The 17659-nt window shown below is 45.9% G+C and carries 10 protein-coding genes; 9 read left to right on the top strand and 1 reads right to left on the bottom strand.

Features of this window, described 5'->3' with window-relative positions:
• Positions 1 to 94: 94 nt before the first annotated feature.
• Both addB and LIQ05_RS00475 read left to right on the top strand, forming a co-directional pair.
• Entirely contained in the window at positions 95 to 3424 is a 3330-nt protein-coding gene (gene addB, locus LIQ05_RS00480) for a helicase-exonuclease AddAB subunit AddB (RefSeq protein ID WP_226817898.1), read from the top strand.
• Complete coding sequence (locus LIQ05_RS00475) at positions 3425 to 7363, top strand: UvrD-helicase domain-containing protein (protein ID WP_226817897.1); 3939 nt, start codon at positions 3425 to 3427, stop codon at positions 7361 to 7363.
• 165 nt (positions 7364 to 7528) lie between these two features.
• Here the strand turns inward: LIQ05_RS00475 and LIQ05_RS00470 are convergent, their stop codons facing one another.
• Complete coding sequence (locus LIQ05_RS00470; protein WP_226817896.1) at positions 7529 to 8938, bottom strand: RsmF rRNA methyltransferase first C-terminal domain-containing protein; 1410 nt, start codon at positions 8936 to 8938, stop codon at positions 7529 to 7531.
• A 382-nt stretch (positions 8939 to 9320) separates the two neighbouring features.
• On the opposite strand from LIQ05_RS00470, the gene LIQ05_RS00465 reads away from it, so the two are divergent.
• The 7 genes from LIQ05_RS00465 to LIQ05_RS00435 all read left to right on the top strand — a co-directional run bounded on the left by LIQ05_RS00465 (position 9321) and on the right by LIQ05_RS00435 (position 17657).
• Positions 9321 to 11822, top strand: a complete 2502-nt coding sequence (locus tag LIQ05_RS00465) for a helix-turn-helix transcriptional regulator (RefSeq protein ID WP_226817895.1) — start codon at positions 9321 to 9323, stop codon at positions 11820 to 11822.
• Between the two features lie 239 nt (positions 11823 to 12061).
• On the top strand, positions 12062 to 13606 hold the full coding sequence (locus tag LIQ05_RS00460) for a hypothetical protein (protein WP_226817894.1): 1545 nt from the start codon (positions 12062 to 12064) through the stop codon (positions 13604 to 13606).
• 218 nt (positions 13607 to 13824) lie between these two features.
• Positions 13825 to 14043: a hypothetical protein gene (locus LIQ05_RS20040; RefSeq protein ID WP_330633914.1), complete on the top strand. Its 219-nt coding sequence runs from the start codon at positions 13825 to 13827 to the stop codon at positions 14041 to 14043.
• Positions 14022 to 15116 (top strand): RluA family pseudouridine synthase, encoded by a 1095-nt coding sequence (locus tag LIQ05_RS00450; RefSeq protein ID WP_226817893.1) that lies wholly within the window; start codon positions 14022 to 14024, stop codon positions 15114 to 15116. Before LIQ05_RS20040 ends, LIQ05_RS00450 begins: the two co-directional genes overlap by 22 nt.
• Positions 15117 to 15231: 115 nt before the next feature.
• Entirely contained in the window at positions 15232 to 15750 is a 519-nt protein-coding gene (locus tag LIQ05_RS00445) for an HD domain-containing protein (protein WP_226817892.1), read from the top strand.
• A gap of 36 nt (positions 15751 to 15786) precedes the next feature.
• On the top strand, positions 15787 to 16920 hold the full coding sequence (locus LIQ05_RS00440) for an N-acetylmuramoyl-L-alanine amidase family protein (RefSeq protein WP_226817891.1): 1134 nt from the start codon (positions 15787 to 15789) through the stop codon (positions 16918 to 16920).
• A 110-nt stretch (positions 16921 to 17030) separates the two neighbouring features.
• Positions 17031 to 17657 (top strand): helix-turn-helix domain-containing protein, encoded by a 627-nt coding sequence (locus tag LIQ05_RS00435; RefSeq protein ID WP_226817890.1) that lies wholly within the window; start codon positions 17031 to 17033, stop codon positions 17655 to 17657.
• Positions 17658 to 17659: the final 2 nt, after the last annotated feature.

Raw genomic sequence — 17659 nt, 5'->3', positions numbered from 1 at the left:
CACTTACTTATTCTATCCTATTATCAAAATAACGAAAATATGATAGAATATAAGATAAATAGTAACACCGATTATTATACTAGGAGGAAAGAACGTGTCCCTACAATTCATTATCGGCAGTTCCGGTATCGGCAAAACCCATTATGCCTGCCAGCACATCATCCAGGAATCCCTGGAAAATCCCCAGTGCCTGTACTACATCATTGTCCCGGAGCAGTTCACTATGCAGACACAGAAGAATGTGGTGGAAATGCACCCTGGAAAAGGAATCCTGAATATTGATGTGCTAAGCTTTGAGCGTCTTGCCTACCGCATTTTCGGGGAAGTGGGTGGTGCCCAGGAAGTCCTTCTGGATGACACTGGAAAAAGTATGGTGCTTCAGAAATTAGTCCAGCAGCACCGGAAAAACCTGCCCTATCTTGGCAGCCAGATGAACAAGCCCGGCTATCTGGATGAGGTAAAATCTCTGCTCTCTGAGTTTATGCAGTACGACATCCACGAAGAAGATCTGGAAACTATGCTGGAAAAAACAGGATCAGAATCTTTGCTTCATATGAAAATGCAGGACGTGGGAGTTTTGTATCAGGCTTTCCTTGGGTATCTGGAAGGCCATTATATGACCGGAGAGGGTGTAATGGACGCTTTGAAAAAAGCCATCCCATTTTCCAATAAGCTGAGAAATGCAGTCCTCCTTCTGGATGGATTTACAGGCTTCACCCCAGTGCAGATGAATGTGATCCAGGAACTTTTAGCCGTATGCAGCAAGGTACTTGTAACCGTCACCATGGATGCTGCCCAGAATTATTCACAGATGGGAAAACCACACCAGCTCTTTTATATGAGCCGGAAAATGCTCCATACTTTATCCGGACTTACCAATGACCTGGACGAACCTGTTCTGCTAAAAGAGGACGAACACGGCCGTTTCCAGAATTCACCTGCCCTTGGCTTCCTGGAAAAGCATCTGTTCCGGTACCAGAGAGCATCCTATGAGAAAAAGCAGGACGAGATCCGCATATTTGCAGCGGAATCTCCCATAAAAGAACTGGAAGAGACCGCCAGAAGGATCCGCCGTATGGTGCGTGAAAAAGGCTTGAAATACGGCGAGATCGCGGTGATCACCGGTAATCTGGAGGCCTATAAAAGTATTGCTTCCCAGGTGTTTGAGGAATCCCAGATCCCTTATTTCCTGGATGAAAAGCATACCATCCTTATGAATCCTTTTGTGGAATATATCCGCGCCGCTCTTGAAATGGTTACCAAAGATTTTTCTTATGAAAGTGTTTTCCGCTATCTCCGGTGCGGCCTGTCTGAAATTATAAGAGAAGAAGCGGACATGCTGGAGAACTATGTGCTTGCCCTTGGAATCCGGGGGTATAAGAAATGGTCCGGGAAATGGATCCGGACCTATCGGACAATGAGGGAAGGGGACATCCAGCTGCTGAATGAATACCGGGAGCGTTTTGTGAACGAAACAGAAATCCTGGCACAGGGCTTTTCTGGTGGAAAAAAGAAGGTATGTGAATATTGTTATAGTTTATATCAGTTTATCACCGGCTGCCAGATCCAGAAAAAGCTAAAAGAACAGGAGCTTCTTTTCCAGAAAAAAGGGGAGAAAGCCCTGGAAAAAGAATATGCACAAATCTACGGAATTGTTATGGAACTCCTTGACCGTATGGTGGAGATCCTTGGAGAAGAAGAGCTTACAAGAACCGAATTTGTACAGCTTCTGGAGACCGGTTTTGCCAAGTCAAAGGTTGCCCTGATTCCGCCAAGTATGGATCAGGTTCTCATCGGAGATATGGAAAGAACCCGTCTGAAAGAGATCAAGGCTTTATTTTTTGTGGGAGTGAACGAAGGAAACATCCCGAAAAATACGGATTCCGGTGGAATGCTTACCCAGATGGACCGTGAATTTTTCGCAGAGGAAGGCATGGAGCTGGCACCCGGACCAAAGGAGCTGATGAACACCCAGCGCTTTTACCTGTATCTGAACCTGACCAAGCCAAGTGAATATCTGTGCCTTTCCTACTGCTTTTCCAATGGAAAAGGAGAGCCGCTGAGCCCGGCCTATCTGATCCACACCATTCAGGGACTTTATCCCCAGCTGGAAGTGGAAAATGCAGCAGATCAGGAATTCACTCTTGACAGCATGGAGATTCCAGGAAACAGCCTGGAATGTTTCCTGAAAGGTCTTGCAGATGGAGCACTTGGAAAAGGAGATCCTTTATACAGCGAGCTTTACAGCTGGTATCTTAGAAGTCCGAAATATGGGACAGTGGCAAGGAAGCTGGTGGAGGCTTCCAGAACCAGAAAGCCGGTGGATATTATAAGCGAAAGTGTGGCAAAAGTTTTGTACGGGGAAGTGTCTCCATACAGTGCCACCCGGCTGGAACGCTATTCTGCCTGTGCATTTGCCCATTTCCTTCAATATGGCCTGAAGCTGACAGAGCGTGCAGAGTATGAATTTCGTGCCATGGATATGGGAAATATCATGCACAAGGTATTGGAAAAGCTTTTCCAGGAATTAAATAAAGAGAAGCTTTCCCTGGCTGGGCTTACGGATGAACAACGGGATGAAATGGCGGATATCCTGGTGGAGCAGGTAAGTGCAGACTACGGAAATACCATTTTGAAAAGCAGTGCCCGCAATGAATATATGATCCAGCGCACCAAGCGGATGGTAAGAAGAACTGTGTGGGCCATCCAGGAGCAGCTGAAGGGCGGAGAATTTCAGCCGGAAGGAGTGGAAGTGGTTTTCCAGGGAGGAAGGATTGACCGTGTGGATACCATGGAAACGGAAGATGGAAAGCTGTATGTAAAGGTCATTGACTATAAGACTGGAAACATTTCCTTTGATCTGGTGTCCCTGTACCATGGACTGCAGCTTCAGTTGATGATCTACATGGATGGAGCCCTGACGGTAGAAAAAAACAAGCACAGGGATAAAGAGGTGATCCCTGCAGGCGTCTTTTATTATAATATCAAAGATCCTATGATCAAAGAGAAGATGGATGCAGATATGGAAGCTGTCCGGCAAAAGGTATTGAAGGAGCTGAAAATGAATGGTCTTGTTCAGGCAGATAGAGAACTGGTAGAAAAAATGGACAGCTCCCTGGTATCCCTTCCAGTGTCCTTTAACAAGGACGGAAGTTTCCGCAAGAATTCATCAGTGGCAACAAGGGAACAGTTTGATATCCTGAACCGTTATGTAAAGATCAAGATTTCCCATATCCGGAAGTCCATTATGTCCGGAGATGCCCAGGTGGCGCCGTACATGCTGGGAAAGAAAAACGCCTGCTCCTATTGTCCCTACAGTGGTGTATGCGGTTTTGATATGGAAATTCCTGGATATGACTTCCGCAGATTGAAGAATTTTGCGGATGAGGAATTATGGGACGCTTTTGCAAAGGAGGTGGAGTAAGTGGCAGTGAAGTGGACGAAAGAGCAGGAACAGGTGATCAAATTAAGAAACCGGAACATTCTGGTAAGTGCTGCCGCAGGCTCTGGCAAAACCGCTGTGCTGGTGCAGCGAATCCTTGAGAAGGTGATGGATCCGGATCATCCGGTTGACATTGACCGGCTTCTCATTATGACCTTTACAAGAGCTGCAGCGGGGGAGATGCGGGAGCGAATTGCAAATGCACTTGAAAATGCCCTCTATGAAAACCCGGATAATGAGCATCTGCAGCGTCAGACAACCCTGATCCACACTGCGCAGATCACTACCATTGATGGCTTTTGCGCCTATGTGATCCGGAATTATTTCCATTTGATCGGGCTGGATCCCGGTTACCGGACTGGAGAAGAAGGGGAACTGAAGCTTCTGAAAGAAGATGTTATGAAGGAGCTTCTGGAAAATTATTATGCAAAGGACAGCGGGAAGTTCAAGTATTTTATTGAGTGCTATGCGTCTGGCAAAACGGATGACGGGATCAAGGAGCTGATCTACTCTTTGTATAATGCTGCGATGAGTAATCCCTATCCTGACAGCTGGCTTGAAAAATGTATAGATTGTTATAGAAACACGGATTTAGAGTCCATAAAAGTATCAGAATGGATGAAACTGTTATGGAAAAATGTTGTGGAAGATCTTGACCAGGCAAAAACACTGATAGAAGAAGCAAGGGAGCTGTGCTTTGTACCAGGCGGACCATATCTGTATGACGATGCGCTGGGAAGTGATCTGCTTCTTATTCGTGATGCAAAGGAGAAAGCAGAGAAAGGGGACTTTGATGGAGTGGGAGCACTTCTTGGCAGTCCTTCTTTTGCCAGACTTTCTACAAAGAAGCCCAAGGAGCCGGTGGACGACACCTTAAAAGAGCAGGTGAAGGCCATCCGTGAAAGTGCGAAGGGAATTTTGAAGGAGATTGGCACCCGGTATTTTACAGTGAAAGAAGAGGAGCTTCCGCTTCTGCTTTCGTCCTGTCTGGAGCCGATAGAAATGCTGGTGGAGCTTACCCGGGAGTTTATCCGTCTCTATGGTGAAAAGAAACGGGAAAAGAACATTCTGGATTTTACAGATATGGAGCATTTTGCCCTTGAGATCCTTATGGAACGAGAGGAAAATGACCAGAATTTAGGAGAGGCTGACAGTGAGACGGGAGAGGTTTCTTTGGAAGAAAATGGAAAGGCGCCAGAACGCCAGGAATCTGTTTACCACATGAGCGCCGCAGCCCGTGAGCTTTCCCTGAAATATGATGAGGTTATGGTGGATGAATACCAGGACAGCAACCTGGTTCAGGAGATGATCACCAGCTGTGTGTCCGGCTGGGCAGATGGCAGGAAAAATATTTTTATGGTTGGGGATGTAAAGCAGAGTATTTACCGTTTCCGTCTGGCCAGGCCAGAGCTTTTTATGGAAAAATACAAACAGTACCGTATAACGGATAGTGACGAGCAGAGAATCGACCTGCACAAAAACTTCCGAAGCAGATCCCAGATATTGGACAGTGCCAATTTTATTTTCCGTCAGATCATGGGAGAAGATCTTGGTGGGATTGCCTATGACGAGGCTGCGGCCCTTTATCCGGGAGCAGAATTTCCGGATGGAAACAGGGAGGAATTTCTTCCAACAGAGGTTCTTCTTGTGGAAAAGGATTCTGAAGAACTGGAAGATCTGATGGAAGGCCAGGATGCCCGTGCACTGGAAGCTCTTGCCATTTCCCACAGGATAAAGGAAATTGTAGGAAAAGAACGGGTGCTGGATAAGGAGACGAAGGAATACCGTCCGGTCAGATACGGGGATATTGTGATCCTCCTTCGCAGCGCTTCCGGCTGGTCTGAGACCTTTACGGAGGTGCTGGGGGCACATGGAATCCCTGTTTATGCAGCATCCAAAACCGGGTATTTTTCTGCTCTTGAAGTTGTTACGGTTCTGAATTATCTTCAGGTTTGCGACAATCCATTGCAGGATATCCCCCTGACCGGTGTGCTCAGATCACCGCTGGTGGGATGTACTTCACAGGAGTTGGCTGTGCTTAGGGAAGAGCACCCGGATGGGATGATCTACGAGAGTGTGCTGGAATTTCTGGAAGAGTATGAGAACAGGGCAGATAACTGGGAGAAAGAAGAAAAAAACAGACGAAATTCGGAACCGGAATCTGGTGACCTTTTTGAATGGGAGAGATTTTTACAGGAAGGGCACCAAAGGAAAGAGGATGAGGAAAAAGAAGCAAGGAGAAAACTGACTTCTCCAGCGGCGAGAGCGGTGCTTTATGAGAAACTGCATGATTTTATTCGCTTGCTTACAGAAATGCGGGATCTTGCAGTTTACACGCCTGTCCATGAGCTGATCCTTGAAGTTCTTCGGAGAACCGGCTACGGCAATTATGCGAAAGCCCTTCCAAACGGTGCCCAGCGAAGTGCCAACCTTGCCATGCTGGTGGAAAAAGCCATGGATTATGAAAAAACAAGTTACCGGGGGCTTTTCAACTTCGTAAGGTATATTGAGCATTTGCAGAAATATGAGGTCGATTACGGGGAAGTGAATCTTTCCGGCGCAGGTGAGGGCTCGGTGGAAATTATGACAATCCATAAAAGCAAAGGTCTGGAATTTCCAATTGTGATCCTTGCAGGTATGGGAAAACAGTTCAATTTCCAGGACTTAAATGCCCGTCTTCTTATTCACCCGGACTTTGGCCTCGGGGCAGATGCGATTTTACCAGACAGGCGGATGATCGTGTCTACACTGAATAAGCAGGTGATCAGGCGCAGGCTTCTGGAAGAAAGTCTGGGAGAGGAAATCCGTGTTCTTTATGTTGCGTTGACAAGAGCTAAGGAGAAGCTGATCATGACTGGCACCATTGCCAATCTGGAAAAAGAATTGCTTTATCTGTCCAGATTCCGGGACAATGAGCAGGAGCTTCTTCCAGCGGAAACAAGGCTGAATGGAAAAACCTACTGGGATTATGTGCTGCCTGCGCTTGCAAGGCACCGTTGTATGGATGGGCTTTATGAGGAGTTTGGGCTGCTTCCGTCACTTGAGAATCCTCTTTATGATGATTCGTCGGAATTTGAGGTGAAAAGGATTACCGCACAGATGCTTGCCCAGACAGAGGTGGTAGACCAGGCTACAGGGCAGATGGAGGAAGACCTTTTTGAGCAATGGGACTGTGAAAAAGTGACAGATCCTGGCATCCGGGAAGAGCTGGAGAGGCGGTTTGGGTTTGTGTATCCGTATGAATACCGCAAAGATATTCCAGTGAAGGTCAGCGTATCAGACCTGAAAAAGAAGAGTTATCATGAGGATACAGATATTGAGGAGGCCGTTTATTTTGAACCGGATATTGTTCCTTTGATTCCAAGGTTTATGGAGGAGAAAAGGGAGTCCGAGGAGGAGTTTACCGGTTCGGCAAGAGGTACTGCCTATCATCGTGTTATGGAGTGCCTGGAGTACAATAAAATGGACAGTACAAAGCAGCTTCGTGAGCAGGTAACCGCGTTGGTTGAGAATAAGAAATTATCTGAGGCGGAGGCTGATTGTGTCCGTATTTCTGATGTTCAGATTTTTATAGAAAGCGAGCTTGGACAAAGAATGAAGGGGGCTGCCTTATCAGGCAATTTATTCCGTGAGCAGCCGTTTGTGATTTCCAGAAGTGCCGCAGAAATTGACGAATCCTGGGATCCACAGGAACGGGTGCTGGTGCAGGGAATCATTGATGCTTATTTCCTGGAGGAAGATGAGATTGTTCTTGTGGACTACAAAACAGACCGTGTGCGCCGCGGAGAAGAGCAGAAGCTGATCGACCTCTATCACACTCAGCTGGAAGACTACGCACAGGCCCTCCAGAGGATGACAGGGCGGAGGGTGAAGGAGAAATATATTTATTCGTTTACGCTGAAAAAGGCGATATTGTTATGATAAGTGGTTGGGGTTCGCAGGGGGTGTCTGTGGGCATCGTGCCAATGCTGGGGACTGAGTTCAGAACCCGGAAAAACTAAGGGGATAGTATTTCTCGGAACCTGCCCAAAGCCCCCAGCACCGGCACGATGCCCCCAGCCACGGTGCAGCGCGAAGCCGTCTCCTTTACACTCTCCATCCCGCCGGATACTTATTCTTCAAAGTTCCATTCACAAGTTTTCCAAATCCAAGTGGATATCCTTCCACACAAAGCAAATGCCATCCCTTCGCATGAGCAGCCTCCTCAGGCTCAACAATCAATGTCTCACCTTTCAGATACCGCTCCAGCCGAGAATCCTCCACAGAGAGAGAAATCACTGCCTCCACTTCATCCTTCAGGAATGCCAAAGCCAGCGGCTGAGAAGGTTCAAAACGGTTTTTCTTCAAATCTCCAAGATAAAGCCCATTGCGGATAAACGTAAGTCCCCTGAAATTACAGGACACTGCCGGAAGATAATAAACCTTGTCTGCACGGACCTCCACCCGGTTCCAGTCAAAAGGCTGTCCGCCAAGTGTTTTTAACCCGATTTCTTCGAAAAACGCTTCCATATATTTCCGCACATCCGCTGCCAGACGTCCACCCTTAGAAGCTCCCGCAGAAGGTCCGGCCGTTCCCTCTTTTTGCAGAAGAGCCAGGAAATGTCCCTCCCCCTGCATTTTATGCGGGAAGATCCGGACACATTTTTCCAGCTGGGGATTTCCGTCCCCCCAGGCTGGATTACCGGTGGAAAAGCCCTCATAGTTCTCCATAGAAACAAGAGAAAGCTCCGGACGCTCCTTAAGAAGCCAGGAAATCACCTGCTCATCCTCGAGGGGCGCAAAGGTACAGGTAGAATAAAGCATCTGTCCACCTGGCTGAAGCATATCTGCTGCATTCAGGCACAGCTGCTTCTGAATCTGTGAAAGCTCCTCCGATTTCTGGGGCGTCCAGTCTTTGGCAAGAGCCTCCTCCTTACGGAACATTCCCTCCCCGGAACAAGGGGCATCCAGAATGATCTTATGGAAAAACTCCGGGAAATTTTTCACCATCTTCTCAGGCTTTTCATTTGCCACAAAAAGATTGGGAATCCCAAAAAGCTCCAGATTCCGAAGAAGGGCCCTTGCCCTGGTAGTGCTGATATCATTTGCCACCAGAAGCCCTTTCCCTCTCAGTGCGGAACCAACGGCAGTTGCTTTTCCCCCAGGTGCGGCACACATATCCAGCACATACTCCCCAGGCTGGATGGGAATCCGGGAAGCAGGTGTCATGGCACTGGGCTCCTGAAGATAATAAAGCCCTGCCTGGTAAAGGGGACAGTGGGATGGCCGTATGTCCTCACTATAAAAATATCCGTTAGAAATCCACGGGATTTTCTTTATCTCAAAAGGAACGATCCTTTCAAACTCTTCACAGGAAATTTTCGCGGTATTCACTCGCAGGCCATAAGTACGCGGCTGGTCATAGGCCTCCAGAAAAGCCTCATGATCGTTCTGTAACATCTCCCTCATTCTGTCCAGAAAAGCCTGTGGAAGAACTGCTGATTTATCTGAATCCATAGGAAAACTCCTTACTTAATATTCTGATCCAGAGTCTGTTTGAAAAATTATTCCTGCAAATTGTGACGCACATCTTGCAGAAAGCTTTTTTTAAACACGCTCTGGCCGGCCAGCCATGCCAATGGAAGAAGGCAAAACACAGCCAACTCTGACTCAGTAGTAAATAGTATAGAGGATGAACAAAAAGAAGTCAAACCCTTGTTCACAAAAAACACCTCGCGGAACACTACCTGTGAACAGTACCCCCCGCGGAACATTACCTGTGAACAGTAACTGAAAAGTGATACAGCTCCTGCAAAAATCCAAACAATACATTGGAATTTCCCTTATTTTCTACTATAATAAAATCATAAATATAAGGCAAAGAGAGTGAGGGGATGAAATGCCAAAAGGAAAAGCAAACCTCAATTCCATATACATATCAGACCGTTTACAAAAATGTATGCAGCCCATATCCAGCCATCCGCTGACCACCCTGATCGCCCCAATGGGCTATGGGAAAACTACGGCAGTAAACTGGTACCTGTCCAGATTTTCCCAGGAAGACCAGCTCACGCTGATCCGCATCAGCATCTATTCCCCCAACCTTTCCATCTTCTGGAAAAGTGTGCAGAATGGATTTGCTTTCGCAGGTCTGGACTTTCTAAGGAATTATGATTGCCCCACGGACGAAGCGTCATCCGGATTTCTGGCAGATATTTTGTGCTATCAGCTGGAAAAATGCAAAGATTGTTATATTTTTATAGATGATTTCCATTTGTTAAAGGACGAAAAAGCAGCCATATTTCTATGCAAACTGGCAGGACGGCTTCCGGAGAATGTGCACCTGATCGTGGCAAGCCGGGATCATTTTATAACAGGAGAATGGATTGTAAAGCTTGGGGGAAGGCTTCACCAGATCGACATTGATGATCTGCGGCTGGATCTGCCTGCATTGGCAGCCTATACCCGCCGCTGCGGAACCGGGTTAAATGACAGCCAGCTGGAACAGCTTCTAAAATCCAGTGAAGGCTGGTTTTCCGCAGTATATCTGAACCTGTGCTCTTTTTTGAAAGTAGGGGAACTGCCAGGGAAAGCCTCTGATATTTACCAGATGTTCGCCGCTTCCATGCTAAATCCACTGCCAGAAGAGCGGCGGGAATTTCTAAGCGCCATGGGACTGGCGGATGAGTTCACAGAAGAAATGGCACAATTTGTTACAGGAAGGGAAGAGGTATCTCAGATCCTGGAAACCCTTACCAGACAAAATGCGTTTGTTACCCGGTTAAGTGACGGGAAAACATACCGGTTCCATCATATGATGAAGGAATGTGCCCATCAGGCATTTCAGACTCTGGATAAAGGAAAACAGAGTTTTTACTATGACCGTTATGGCGCCTGGTACGGAAATCAGGGGGATTATATTCATGCGCTGGCAGCGTACCGCGGGAGCGAAGATTTTGCCGCCATGCTGAGAGTGATAGAAAAAGACGCTGGGATCCTGTTGTCTTCCCTGAAGCCGGAACAGGTTCTGGAAACCCTTGACAAGTGTCCGCATTCTGTTTTAAAAGAATATCCCCTTGCCATTCTGGTTCTTATGCGCAGCATGTTCAATTGGAAAAACATTCCCAGAATGCTGGAGCTAAAAGAAATTCTGTTAACCGCCATAAAAGAACACCCTCAGATGTGCGAAGAAGAGCGTGGAAATCTGTTAGGAGAGTGCGACCTGATCCTAAGCTTTCTTATGTACAATGATATTTCCAAAATGAGCCAGCTTCACCGCAGCGCCAGTCAGAAAATGACAAGACCAGCTATTAGTATCCGGAAGGATGGTGGCTGGACCTTTGGCTCGCCTTCTGTGCTGATGATGTTTCACAGAGAAGCCGGAGGGCTTGATAGGGAACTGGAAGAAATGAAGGAGTGTATGCCCCATTATTACAAGATCACCAACGGCCATGGTCAGGGGGCAGAGAGGATCATGCAAGCGGAAGCGGATTTCATGCACGGGAATTTTGTGGACGCCCAGATCGGTCTTGAACAGGCTTATGCCAGTGCGCAGTTAAATGAACAGGAAAGTATTGCCCTGTGCTGTGATTTCCTTTCCCAGAGGCTGTCTATCTGTACAAAAAAGAAACCGGAAAAGCCTTTTGAAGACCGGCGAAAAGAGCTTTTACAGGGGCACAATACCATGTGGGTAAATATTTTTGACAGCATATGCGCCTATTATTATGCCATCACAGAACAGGTGGAAAGGATCCCGCAGCTTTTTCGGGAACATCAGCTTTTCACCGTGAATGTTCTCGCTCCAGGGCGCCCTATGATGGAAATGATCGAGAACCAGGTCTCTCTGGCCCAGGGCGAGTACACAAAGGTGATTGGAAAAAGTGAGGGGATTTTAGCTATGTGCCAGAATCTTCATTATGATCTGGTGGCACTTCATGTGCAGCTTCAGCTGGCGGCAGCCTACCAGAAGCTTGGAAAAACAGACCGGGCAGCAGAGTGTTTGAAAAGGTCTGTCCAGCAGACGGTTCCGGACGGACTGTTAATGCCATTTGTAGAGAATTATCCATTTCTGGCAGATCTTTTGCAAAGACCATATTATGGAATTACAGAAGAATTTCAGAGACAGATCCTGACTTTGGGAAAAATATGGGAAAAGAATAGTGAAGAGCTTCGAAAAGAGGAGGCCTATCCGGAGTCGTTTAAAGTTTTGTCTGACCGGGAACTGGAGATCACGGAGCTGATGGCGAAGCATATGAGCAACCGGGAAATTGCCCAGAAGTTATACTTATCAGAAGGAACTGTGAAACAATACATCAACCAGATTTACTCCAAGCTGGAGATTCCAGGGGAGGTGCGGGTGAAGCGGAAATATCTTCTGGAGATGCTGGAAACAAAAAGCTAACTGAAGGTTAATACTATTTTTGCATGGAAAACCGTATATTGAAAGTACATTCTGGATTTCTGTTTATAGAGAAAGTAAGATCGGTTGCTGTGAACGGAGAAAACAGTAACCAGGATAGTGCATCTTTTCAAATAAAGTTTTTAGAAAAAACTTTGGCGAAGAGTGATGACATAAGGGGATAAGTAAACAGAAATTACTGTGTCAGAAACAGCTAAAAGTTTCAATAGGAGGAAAATAGTATGAGAAGAAAAATTTTTGCAGCAGCGATTGTTTTTACAGTGTGTGCGGCGGTGGCTGTGCCGGGAAATAGCTTCCGGGTATTAGCAGAAGGAGAAAACCAGGCATCAGAATCGGTACCGGATTATGAGACTCTTTCCGGTGTCTGGAAAAGTAAGGATACGGAAGAAACCCTTACCCTGACGGTAGATGGACTTTTTGTCTATCACACGGAAGAAGCCGGGGACATTCAGGGGTATCTGGAATATGCAGAGGAATACAACGATGGAAATGGCAGATACGACATGTACAACCGGGTGGGCGTATGGCTGGCAGGCTTTTACCTGGATTCTGCAGACAGCCTTCATATGGGAAATGGAGAAGAGGCTGTTTTTACCAGGGCTGCAGATGAGCAGGGGGAAAAGACAGACGAAACTACAAATGCAGATGAGCAGACGGCTGAAAATAAGAATAGCTATGTTCTCATGTCAAATAAACGCTATACCGGACTGCGCCCTCTCTACAACAATTCCAGCTGGGAAGGCGGCTACTTCTATTCCGATATGACAGAGGATTCCATGACGGTGATCGTCAATTGCAGTGCTCTAAATGACAAGGAATTTACTGGTACCCCGGAAGAATATATGGAGCAGTTTGCTTCCCTGGTTTGCGAATATGATATGAAGGATTTTACGGCTGTCCAGAATCCGGAATACACAGAGAAATTCACATATCCGGCTTATGAACTGGAGTTTACCACTGGCACCAATGAAGACACCCGCAAATGGAAAATGCTGTATTTCCAGACCGATTCCCATACCTTTGCTTATGCATATGAAGTAGCTGCAGATTTTGCAGAAGAAATGGAGGAGGAATATCGGGATGCTATTTCCTCTTTGGAACTGACAGAGCTTACAGAAGAGGAAAATACAGGAAACAGTGCAGACCAGGCGGTGGACTATGACCCCAGCGCAGACGGAAAAAGCCTGGAAATGTTTATCGCCTATTTTGACAACTGGTATCAGTACGGGGATTTAAATGCCATGTGCATCCAGCTCTCCGGAGAGGGCACCTGGGCCATCTATAACAGCAGAAATGCAGATGGAACAGGCGGATACCTTTTTGACAGCGGCACTTTTGTAACCTTAGGGACAACGGCTTTGAAGCTGGTCAATGACAGTGGAAGCTATGTGGCGGATGTGACCCTGGATGGAAACGGTGAGCTGGTGATCAGTCCTGTGATTTCCGGATATGGAAGCATTTATGCCGGCGCTGCTTTTTCCAGAGAGTCTGATTCCGTTGCCTACGAAGCCCAGCCTACGGATGATGGGGCTGGAGACTACATCCCAGAGGAAGAGGGACGGGGAGACTATATTCCGGACGAAGAAGAGGGAAGAGGGGATTATATTCCAGATGAGGATTACGTAGAGGAAAGTGATCCCGGTGACACCTATTACTGGTACGACGGTGAAGGAAACGTGATGTACTTCGATGGAAGCGACAGCTACTACATCGGACCAGATAATGTGTTCTACATTGATGATGCGGGAAGGCTGTGTGAATATTAACGAGACGAAAAGAGGTCGCAGAAGCTAGACTGATTTCAAAAAGAAAATTAATACATTCCTAACCAGACAAGCCGAAATACCACCGTGTATTTCGGCTTATCCATTATTAAATCAAATATTAGGGTATTCTATAAACTTTTATTTTGTGCTACACTAATGTGGTGATGCCAAAATAACCGGAACATGACATAATTACAGAAAACTGGAGGCAGAATAAAATGTCAGTTGATAAAGTAAAGCAATATTTTTCAAAATATGGAATGGAATCCAAGGTGCCGGAATTTGAGGTATCTAGTGCGGCAGCAGCAACAGCGCCATCGAACTCACCATTCCGGAGATGGAGAAATATTCCGGATACAAAGAGTGGGTGGATGTGTGCAAACCTATGTAAGAGCCGAATGCTGTTTATAGAAGTATGGAAAGATATCTTGAAATAAAAGTCACAGAGCCTTCCAAAGTGGGGGATATCCTTCGCGTTCAGGCAGGGCTTACAAAAAAGCAGATCAGCCAGGCGAAGTTTCGGCCAGGGGGCATTTGTAAGAATGAAAAACAGTGCCGGGTGACGGAGCACGCAGCTGTGGGGGATGTGATACGTGTCTGTCTGGAAACCAAGGAGACGGATTCCGGGCAGCTGGAAGCGCCTATAGAAAAGCTGCCGGATTTCTCTGAAAGAAATTTAAATGAGGAAAGTCCGAAATCAACAGATCCTGTCTGGGAAACCGCACAGAATCTCTACCAAAACTTACAGATCCTGTATGAAGACCAGGACCTGTTAGCGGTAAATAAGCCCGCCGGAATGGTAACCCATCCCTCTGGAAGTCACTACAGGGACAGCCTTTCCAACCAGATCGCAGCCTATTTCCGCAGCAAAGGGGAAGCCACCCGCATCCGTTCCGTTGGAAGACTGGATAAGGAAACTTCTGGGATTCTGCTATTTGCCAGAAACCAGGTTGCCGCGGCAAGACTGCAGAAGCAGAGGGAAGAAGGACGTTTACAGAAAACCTATCTGGCCATTGTAGAGGGGAATTTTCCAGCGGAATATGACCGGAAAATTCAGGTTCCCCTTGCACCGGATCCAGAGAATCCCATGAAGATGACAACTTCCCCGGACAGTATTCTTCCAGGAAGCAAACACGCCATCACTTATTATGAAGTGTTGAAAAGCTGCGAAGATAAATCCCTGGTACAGCTTCATCTGGAAACCGGACGCACTCACCAGATCCGTGTTCATATGGCCAGTCTTGGACATCCTCTTCTGGGAGATACGTTGTATCATGAAAACGTGTTCAAAGAAGATTCTATAAATATCCCAGGACAATTGACTGGCAGAAAAAATAGCAAAGAAAAACTCTTCACCAGAGCTGCTCTTCACGCCTGGAAACTTATTTTTTACCATCCCTTCACGGATAAAAAAATCATTCTGGAAGCACCTATGCCAGCTGATTTTCGTTCCTTTTTTGGAAATATGGCAACTGAACCCAAGCGAAATATATTGCAGGGCGGTGAATGAAGAATGCTGAAATGTTTTTATATGCTCTGGGACAGTCTGAGTTGAAAAGTATTTTTCATTTATAAGGTTGCTGGAAATTTAAGTGTATTTACATGATAAGAATAGGAGAAAACCCATGACTGAAATTCAAAAAAACATAAATAATGTTCTCACCAAAATGATAGTATATTCCGACGGAAACAAGCATGACATCGCCCATTTCCTGAAGGTCTATTCCTACGCCAGAATGATCGGTGAGATGGAAAATCTGACAGAAAGACAGCAGGAAACCCTGGAAATCGCAGCGGTCATCCATGACATTGCCTGCCCTGTCTGCCGGGAAAAATACGGCGATACAAACGGTTCAAACCAGGAAAAAGAGAGCCCGGAATTAGTAGAAAATTTCCTGAAAGATGTGGAGATTGACACGGAAATGAAGTCTCGGATCAATTATTTAGTCAGTCACCATCACACTTACACGAATGTAGATGGAATCGATTATCGTATCCTTCTGGAAGCCGATTTCCTTGTAAATGCAGATGAAAGTGAGATGTCCGAAGCGGCGATTTTAACTGCAAGAGAACGTGTATTTAAGACCAATACAGGAAAAAAACTTCTCACCAGTATTTATAAACTACCTGCCGAAGAAGCCTGAAAATGCTTTGCAGATGATTAGAGAAGGGAAAGAAGTATGAAAAAGAAAAGAACGCTGCTTGGTGTGCTGCTTACCTTGTCAATGGTATTTACGACCTGTTTGTTCCCTGCTTTTGCCAGCATGGAAACCAGCGCAGAAACAGAAACTTTTACCAAGAAAAATGTGGTTGTACTGGATCCTGGCCACGGGGGAAAAGACTCCGGATCCTACGTGGTACATAAAGGACATGTGTACAAAGAATCCACCATCAACTGGAAAATTGCCTGCTATACCATGGAAGAATTACAGAAATATCCAGATATCGAAGTCTATATGACACGTACCAAAAAACAGTATAAAGCACTGGATTCCCGGGTGCTTACAGCGAAATCCTACGGGGCAGATCTGCTTGTAAGCCAGCATGTGAATTCCACCGAAAGTCCTTACGTAAAAGGTGCGTCTGTATTGATTTCCAAAGGAACTTACCGCTCTTATTTATCTGAAAAAGAAAAGCTTTTCGGAAAATGTGTGATCAAGGAGCTGACCAGACTTGGGTTGTCCAAAAGATATTCGTCTACAGGCGGAATGGAATACAGGATGAGTACAGATGGAAGCCGTTATGCAAATGGCGCACGAAGAGATTACTACGCCATTGTTGCGAAAAGTGTAGAGCAGAATCTGCCAGGTGTGATCATTGAACATGCCTTTATTTCCAATCCTTCTGAAGCAAATAAATATCTGCGGACCAATAAGCAGCTGAAAAAATTAGGCCAGGCAGATGCAAGGGCAATTGTAAGTTATTTTAACCAGGTATCAAAACAGGAGCCCAAAAAGGATACGGTAACACCAGATAAAAAGAACGGATGGAAGAAGTCTGGAAAGTATTATTACTACTATATCAAAGGGAAAAAACAGAAGAACAGAGTTCTGAATCTGGATGACGGAATCTATTATGTAGACAAAAAAGGACGCCGTTTTTCCGGCTGGAAGACAGTAAACGATGTCCGCTACTATTTTGAACCAAGCGAGAACGGAAAAGCCCATACCGGCTGGCTGAACGAAGATGGAAAGTGGTATTGCTTTAACACCAAAACCGGTGCAATGTACAAAAAATGCACAGTAAAATCAAGCACTGGCAAGGAATATAAGTTTGATGCAAAAGGTATTTGCACCAACCGCATAGAAGAATAACTCCTCCGGGACGCAATCTTTGGCAATGTCAAAAAGTGTCAACAATTGATTTGTTGACACTTTTTTTATGCCATGTTATACTCGAAATAACAAAAATGGAAGGTGATGAAATGAAAGATCGGGAACATACAAATTTCGAGGAACAAATACAGGAAATTTTTGGCACAACGGATATAGAAAGGTTACGTGTAATTTCTGAAAATGCCAGACGCTACAGCTGTATGGCAGAAGAGCAGGCGTTGAAGAAGCATGCCTCAGGAAGAAAGAATTCTTTTACCCAGCCACAGATCGCCGAGATTCTTGCCCTTCAGGACCAGGGGGAGAAAATCGCCTCTATTGCCAGGAAATACCAGGTTTCCCGTCAGACGATTTACAGTCAGATCAAACGTGCCCACCATTTCAGCGACGACCCTGATGTGAAAATGCGTATGAATTTCATGAATCATAATGAACTTTGTACGATTATTGACATTGATTTCAGACATGAGAAAATTGCAATACAGAATTACACAGATAAAATTCCCTTAAGAGCATTTGGAGTGGTTACAGATCCAAGCTGGGCAGATTTTGAATATTTCCTGGAAGACCGCTGCTTCCCCAGAACCCGCGACCACGCGAAAGAAATATTAAGGGAAATAGGAGTTCCTTTTTATGATCCGCTTCTGATCATAGAGAAAACCAAAGGCTACATGGCAGGCGATTACCAGTGGATTCTGATCTTGAAAAAGGAGGATTAAAT

The sequence above is a fragment of the Blautia glucerasea genome (assembly GCF_020537505.1).
Taxonomy (GTDB): Bacteria; Bacillota; Clostridia; order Lachnospirales; family Lachnospiraceae; genus Blautia_A.
Note: the sequence above shows the minus strand (reverse complement) of the source record. Positions and strands in the feature narration are given on the sequence as shown.

Excerpts from the sequence above, each read along its gene's own strand:
- LIQ05_RS00460 (WP_226817894.1), top strand. The coding sequence starts at position 12,062 with ATGAGAAGAAAAATTTTTGCAGCAGCGATTGTTTTTACAGTGTGTGCG.
- LIQ05_RS00445 (WP_226817892.1), top strand. The coding sequence starts at position 15,232 with ATGACTGAAATTCAAAAAAACATAAATAATGTTCTCACCAAAATGATA.
- LIQ05_RS00435 (WP_226817890.1), top strand. The coding sequence starts at position 17,031 with ATGAAAGATCGGGAACATACAAATTTCGAGGAACAAATACAGGAAATT.
- LIQ05_RS00465 (WP_226817895.1), top strand. The coding sequence starts at position 9,321 with ATGCCAAAAGGAAAAGCAAACCTCAATTCCATATACATATCAGACCGT.
- LIQ05_RS00440 (WP_226817891.1), top strand. The coding sequence starts at position 15,787 with ATGAAAAAGAAAAGAACGCTGCTTGGTGTGCTGCTTACCTTGTCAATG.
- LIQ05_RS00470 (WP_226817896.1), bottom strand. The coding sequence starts at position 8,938 with ATGGATTCAGATAAATCAGCAGTTCTTCCACAGGCTTTTCTGGACAGA.
- LIQ05_RS00450 (WP_226817893.1), top strand. The coding sequence starts at position 14,022 with ATGGAAAGATATCTTGAAATAAAAGTCACAGAGCCTTCCAAAGTGGGG.
- LIQ05_RS20040 (WP_330633914.1), top strand. The coding sequence starts at position 13,825 with ATGTCAGTTGATAAAGTAAAGCAATATTTTTCAAAATATGGAATGGAA.